The sequence below is a fragment of the Rhodovulum sp. 12E13 genome (genome assembly GCF_003340565.1).
Classification (GTDB): domain Bacteria; phylum Pseudomonadota; class Alphaproteobacteria; order Rhodobacterales; family Rhodobacteraceae; genus HLUCCA09.
The window spans coordinates 1-5,262 of the sequence record NZ_QPLK01000070.1 but is presented as its reverse complement, the minus strand read 5'-3'; the positions used below and the strand labels follow the sequence as shown (position 1 = coordinate 5,262).

Annotated in this window: 6 protein-coding genes; 1 reads left to right on the top strand and 5 read right to left on the bottom strand. The window is 66.7% G+C overall.

What is annotated here, in order from left to right; translation table 11 throughout:
• The first annotated feature begins 239 nt into the window (after nt 1-239).
• Nucleotides 240-740, top strand: a complete 501-nt coding sequence (locus DLJ49_RS20745) for a chlororespiratory reduction 6 domain-containing protein (RefSeq protein WP_115395416.1) — start codon at nt 240-242, stop codon at nt 738-740.
• A 15-nt stretch (nt 741-755) separates the two neighbouring features.
• Here the strand turns inward: DLJ49_RS20745 and DLJ49_RS20740 are convergent, their stop codons facing one another.
• The 5 genes from DLJ49_RS20740 to DLJ49_RS21570 form a co-directional block, all read right to left on the bottom strand.
• Nucleotides 756-1,100, bottom strand: coding sequence for a DUF2190 family protein (locus tag DLJ49_RS20740; protein WP_115395415.1), 345 nt, complete (start codon nt 1,098-1,100; stop codon nt 756-758).
• A gap of 2 nt (nt 1,101-1,102) precedes the next feature.
• A complete protein-coding gene (locus tag DLJ49_RS20735) occupies nt 1,103-1,312 on the bottom strand; it encodes a phage head-tail joining protein (RefSeq protein WP_115395414.1) in 210 nt (69 codons plus the stop codon).
• A 1-nt stretch (nt 1,313) separates the two neighbouring features.
• Nucleotides 1,314-3,260 (bottom strand): prohead protease/major capsid protein fusion protein, encoded by a 1,947-nt coding sequence (locus DLJ49_RS20730; protein ID WP_369932929.1) that lies wholly within the window; start codon nt 3,258-3,260, stop codon nt 1,314-1,316.
• Entirely contained in the window at nt 3,253-4,665 is a 1,413-nt protein-coding gene (locus DLJ49_RS20725) for a phage portal protein (protein ID WP_115395413.1), read from the bottom strand. Before DLJ49_RS20725 ends, DLJ49_RS20730 begins: the two co-directional genes overlap by 8 nt.
• A 67-nt stretch (nt 4,666-4,732) precedes the next feature.
• Entirely contained in the window at nt 4,733-4,981 is a 249-nt protein-coding gene (locus DLJ49_RS21570) for a hypothetical protein (protein ID WP_147277384.1), read from the bottom strand.
• Nucleotides 4,982-5,262: the final 281 nt, after the last annotated feature.

Here is a 5,262-nt window from a genome sequence, read left to right as displayed (position 1 = left end):
GCCCACGCGCACCGTCAACAGGCGTCGCGCCGCTCGGGAGGGTCTGCACAACCCTCGACCGGTCCTCACGACCGGCCCACGACCGCCAAATCCGCCGCTCAGACGCATTCGGTGAATACTGCGGGGTGAATACTGCGGGATGAAGGTGAGCACCAAAGCTGAGCGTCCAATCGACGCGCTTCGGGTAGCCGCTCGCCGCTGCGCGTCTGCCCTGCTATCCTTTAGTAAGATAAGTCTATGTGAAGGTGCCGTTCTTGCTGCCGGACGAACTCGACCCGATTGTGATTGTGATCTCGCGAGACGAAGTCGAGGCGGGAGACATCCAACCATCCCTATCGGCCCTGCAGAGCTGCATCGCGTCTATCGACATGATCCGTGATCGCTTCGAGCGATTGGACGTCGCGTTCCACGGCTACAACGACGACAGCCGCGAAGTTTTTGAGATCCCGGAAGTGCGGGAGTTCGTCCATCGACTCGACGGCGAATTTCCATTCTGGCTCTTCTTCCTGAGCAAGAGCTACCTCGGGTTGCAGGCCATCACCCTCTGTTTCCTCCCGCCTCATCTGACCGAGGAGGCCAAGAAAACAATCTTGCCTCAGCGCCTTGACCAACTGCTGAACAATCGCTGGTGGCCTGCCATGAACCACATCTGCGAAGCCGTCAGCTTCACGGAAGCGGAGATCGAGGAACTCTCGGAGCGGGTTATCACCTATTTCACGACTGGCCCGCTCCGGGACTGAGTTGACGAGAGGTTGTCACGCCGCCGCCGTTGCCACCCCGTCCAGCCGCACCGCGACGCTGGTGACGCCGCTCCCCGCGGCCTCTACTGCCACGCCGATGGGGAAGCGCCCCGCAGCGGGCGTGTTGACCTGCTTGGCCGTGCTGTCCCACGCGACGCGCGCGCCGACCGTCAGCGCCGTCGCGCTGGCCTTCGGCAACTGGAACACGCCGGTGGTGGAGAGCTCGACCGGGTCGCCCTCGGCCGAGGAATAGGCGGCGATGCCGAAGATATTGCCCACGATCAGCGCGTCGCCCGAGGCGATGCCGCCGGTGGGCGTGGTGACGCGGACGATGTGGCCGTTCTGGAGGTAGTTGCGCATGGTCAGAGCCCTTTCGAGGATTGGATGCGGACGACCGAGATGCGGTCGGTCGCCCCTGCGATCTGCCGATTGAGGTCCGCGAGCGCGGCGGCCATCTCGCCGTCGCTCGAGTAGGTGACGCGCTTGCCGTCGTATTCGACGGTGCGGACGCCCCGGTAGCGCGCGGCCATCAGGGCGTCGCGCCAGGCGGTGAGCTGGGCGAGGTCGGCCACGTCATGCCCCGGCGTTCATAAACCAGCCGCGGTGGTCGATGAAGCCCGCCCCGAAGTCGAGGATCACCCGGATCTCGACGCCGTCCACGTCCCAGCCCGAGCGGCTCTCGACCTGCGGGCCTTCGGCGCCAGAGAGATAGGCGAACTCCAGCCCGTCGATCTCGCCGGGGTCGGCGGTGACGTACCAGCGCGTGGCCGAGGACAGGCGCGGCTCAACCACCAGCGACAGCGATCCCGAGAACGGGTTCACATCGGCCGCCGTCGCAGGCGCGATAGACGCCAGCCACTTCTCGGCCGTGGTCTCCAGCGCGGGCGGCACCAGCAGGTTGCGGGGCGTCACGCGGATCGTGCGGTCCTCGATGCCCTTTTGCGTCCTGAGTGCCAGCCGTGCTGCCGAGAGCGTCGCGTCGGAGATCGCGGCTCCGGTGCCCGCCTTGTTGCCGTGGTCGGCGTGGAACAGCGTCTTGCCGTCCGACAGGGTTGGCCCGTTGCCGCTGCCCGCCTCGAGGAGGGTGACGAGGATGCGCGCCTCGGTCTCGGCTGCGGCCTGGCCCATGCGGCGGGCGAGGTCCGCGAAGGCGCCGAGATCGTCGTTGACCAGCACCTGCCGGGTGATGCCGATCTTCCGCGCCCAAGTCTCGACCTTGTAGGCCTCCCGGGCCTCGGCCATCGTGCCGGCCTTGATCTCACCGTGTTCGTTCAGCTTTTCGAGCAGCGGCGCCTCGCCCAGCATGATCTTGTTCACCGCGCGGAAGTCCCGCGCCGTGGTCTGGCGGCCGAGGCGGCGGATGCCCGAGGGCGCGGCCTGGTAGGCGTCGCGCAGCACGCGGCCCACGGTGTCCCCGAGGATGATCGGGAAATCCGAGTTGGTGTGCAGCGCGCGGGTGACGAGGCTCGCGGGCGAGAGAGCCATGGTGGACTCGCCGCGGAGCGTCAGCAGTTCCTTCGCCATGTCGACGGGAGTCGAGTAGGCGTAGCGGCGTGCCGGTTCACTGATTTCATGGCGCGGGTTGATCCGCGCGTACAGAGCTTCGCCCATCTGACGTGCGCGAAGTGCGGGATCGTCGTGGCTCTGGCCCATCTCGACGCGGACCTGCTCGGTGCGGATCGCGGGCGCGGATCGTTTCGCCAGCGCGTCAAAGGCTGCACGGCGGGCGGCGTCGGGATTGGCGTCGGCGTCGATTTGGCCGTCGATCCAGGACTGGTCCAGCCCGGCGATGCGGGCGATGGAGCGGATCTCGCCATTGGCCTCGGTGCGATTGGTTGCACCGTTTCCGTTGGGAACGGTGCACCGGCGGTTTCGCACATCGTTGCCAGCTTCAACGATGTCGTGGCGGCCTTGAGCCGTGTTGTCGGTTGCAACAGTGTCGGGTGTCTCGGTCATCTCTGTCTCCATGCGAATGTGGGCGCCGGGGTCGGCGGGCGTCGGCACCAGGGAAATCTCGTGGGGCGTCCAGCGTACGGCGGTCAGCACGCGCGCGCCGTTCTCGGTGGTCTCGGCCCAATCCTCGACGGAGTAGCCCACCGAGACATGCCGCAGGATACCCGCCAGCACGTCCTGCCAGACCGGCTCCACCTCGGGCCGGGCCGAGAACTGAATGAGTGCGGTGCCGCGCCTGCCGTCGACGGCAGCGCTGCGGACGGAGCCGAGCACGTCGCGGACGGCGGTCTGACGATGCGCATCGAGGACGCTGGCGCCTTCGAGGCGCGAGAGGTCCACTGCCTCGGGCGCGAGGCTGAGGCACTCAATATACGGGCCAGCCATGTCGCGGCGGCGCACCGGCGCGCCGGTGGACCAGATCACCTCGACGGTGCGGGCTTCGGCGTCGGCGGTGGCGGGCGCCAGCGTTGCGCGGCGAGTGAGAAAACCGTTCCTGTTCTGGACGGTTTCCGCTGACCGGCCCGGTGGCACCATCGGCGTGAAAAGCGCGATCTCGGTCTCAGCCATCTGTGGCCTCCTCCTTCTGCGGCGACCCCGTCTGGCCGAAGGCGAGCCCCAGCCCCTCCGCGCGCTCGCGGTCGGCGGCGATCTCGGCATCCACCTGCTCGGCGTCGTAGCCGCGCTCGGAGATCGCCTGGGACCGGCTCTTGAGCCCTGCGCCGATCGCCATGATCTCGGCCTGCACGTCCTTCATCGGATCGACGTAGTCGAACTTCGGCGGCAGCCATTCGCAGGCGAGATAGGCGTCCGGATTCCGGTCGAAGTCGCGCGCGGGCAGATCGCCGGTCAGCACCGCGAGGCGCACGAACCGCTCCCAGACCGGGCGGCAGAACAGATGCACCACCACGTTGTGCTGGAGTTGCTCGACGCGGCGGCGGAACTCGATCAGCCCCGCGCGGATCGAGGAATAGGTGACGCCCTCCAAGTCGCCCGAGACCAGCTCGTAGGGCAGGCCCAGCCCGGCCGCGACGGCGCGCAGATGGTTCTTCACGAAGGGCGCATAGGCGTCGTGCTCGGTCGGGTTGGAAAACCGGATGTCGGTGCCGGGCGGCAGCGGGATCAGGCTGCCGGGCTCCATGCCGACGGTCAGCGCGCCGCCGGTGTTGGTGCCCGAGAGCCCGCCCGCGGTGCCGTCGGGATCTGTGATGAAGCCGGTGAACAGCGCCGCGACCTTGGCCTTCACGAGGGCCGCGTCCTCGAACTGGTCGAGTTCGTGCAGCCGCAGCAGCACCGGCGCGAGCCAGGTGATGCCGCGCAGCTGGCCCGCAGCCAGCGGCTTGAACAGGTGCAGGCAATCGGCGGCGGGAACGCGGAGCGGGTCCATGCGGAGAGACCCCAGCGGATCGCCCGGGCGGGAGGACAAGACCCGGTAGGCGACCCGGCGACCGGCGGCATCGAACTCGATGCCCGCGCGGATCCGCGCCCCGCCGCCGATCTCGCGGTGCAGGTCCATGGGAACCTGCTCGCGATCCAGAAGCTCGAGGTTGAGAGGAATGGTGGCCGCATCTGCGGCGACGCGCAGCCGGGCGAAGCTCTCGCCGCTCTCGACCATCGCGCGCACGGCCATGGCCTGCAGCCCGTAGAAATCCGCGAGCCCGTCCGGGGCGGCGTGATCGGTCCAGCGCAGCCAGAGCGCCTGCAGCCGCTCGCGCACCTCGCGGTCGGGATGGGTGGATTGCGGCTTGACCCCGGCGCCGACGACATTGCCGACCAGGCTGTCCACCGCCGCCGCGACCCACGGGTTGTTCCGCGCATACCACCCGGCCCGCCGCGCCGCCGTGGTTGCGCCCGCGAGGATCGCTGCGTTCAGCCCGTCGACCGTCCGCGCTCCCTCCCAACGCCGCCCACCTCCCGCAGCGTCGAAGCCGCGAGTGCGCGCGAGGCCGAGAAGGCGATGGAGGAAGGTCCGCATAGGCGACAGAATCGCCCGAAACGGCCCCTCAAGCTATTGGGAATGTTTGGGAACCCTGGGGTCCCGACTAGGCAGCTTCGATCGCTGCAGTGCCGATAATCATCTGTTCAACTTCCTTGGCGGTATCATCCAAGGAACGTCTTGCCTTCTCGATGGATAAGATCGCATCACGGCGACGTTCAGCGAAATCTTTTTGCTCGGCTTCGCTAATCATTGGCAGGCGAATTTCCGCAAGATTGGTATAATACATCCTCTGCTTTACCCCACCGACACGATTGAAGGCAACCAGAGCGAGAAAATACTCGGTCCTGATCATGAGGGCCATAAAGTCGGGCAAAAAGCCCCCCTTTAATCGCCAGACTTGGTACTCAGGGCTGGTTATCGCATCGTCTGGGACAGCGGGAACGATACCCAAAGAGCCTACATTTGCGCGAGTGGGGTTGTGGAAAAACCAATCCTTCTCAATCTTCTTATCCCGCCTTATTCATCGAAATCGGGGGTAATGGCTGGCGTGCCCGCGAAAGCTCTGTAGAATCAAGTTGCTACACCAAGTCCGACAGCAGCCCTCGGAGCACGCCATGGGTGAAACGCTACAGC

Excerpts from the sequence above, each read along its gene's own strand:
- DLJ49_RS20740 (WP_115395415.1), bottom strand. The coding sequence starts at position 1,100 with ATGCGCAACTACCTCCAGAACGGCCACATCGTCCGCGTCACCACGCCC.
- DLJ49_RS21570 (WP_147277384.1), bottom strand. The coding sequence starts at position 4,981 with ATGATCAGGACCGAGTATTTTCTCGCTCTGGTTGCCTTCAATCGTGTC.
- DLJ49_RS20730 (WP_369932929.1), bottom strand. The coding sequence starts at position 3,260 with ATGGCTGAGACCGAGATCGCGCTTTTCACGCCGATGGTGCCACCGGGC.
- DLJ49_RS20725 (WP_115395413.1), bottom strand. The coding sequence starts at position 4,665 with ATGCGGACCTTCCTCCATCGCCTTCTCGGCCTCGCGCGCACTCGCGGC.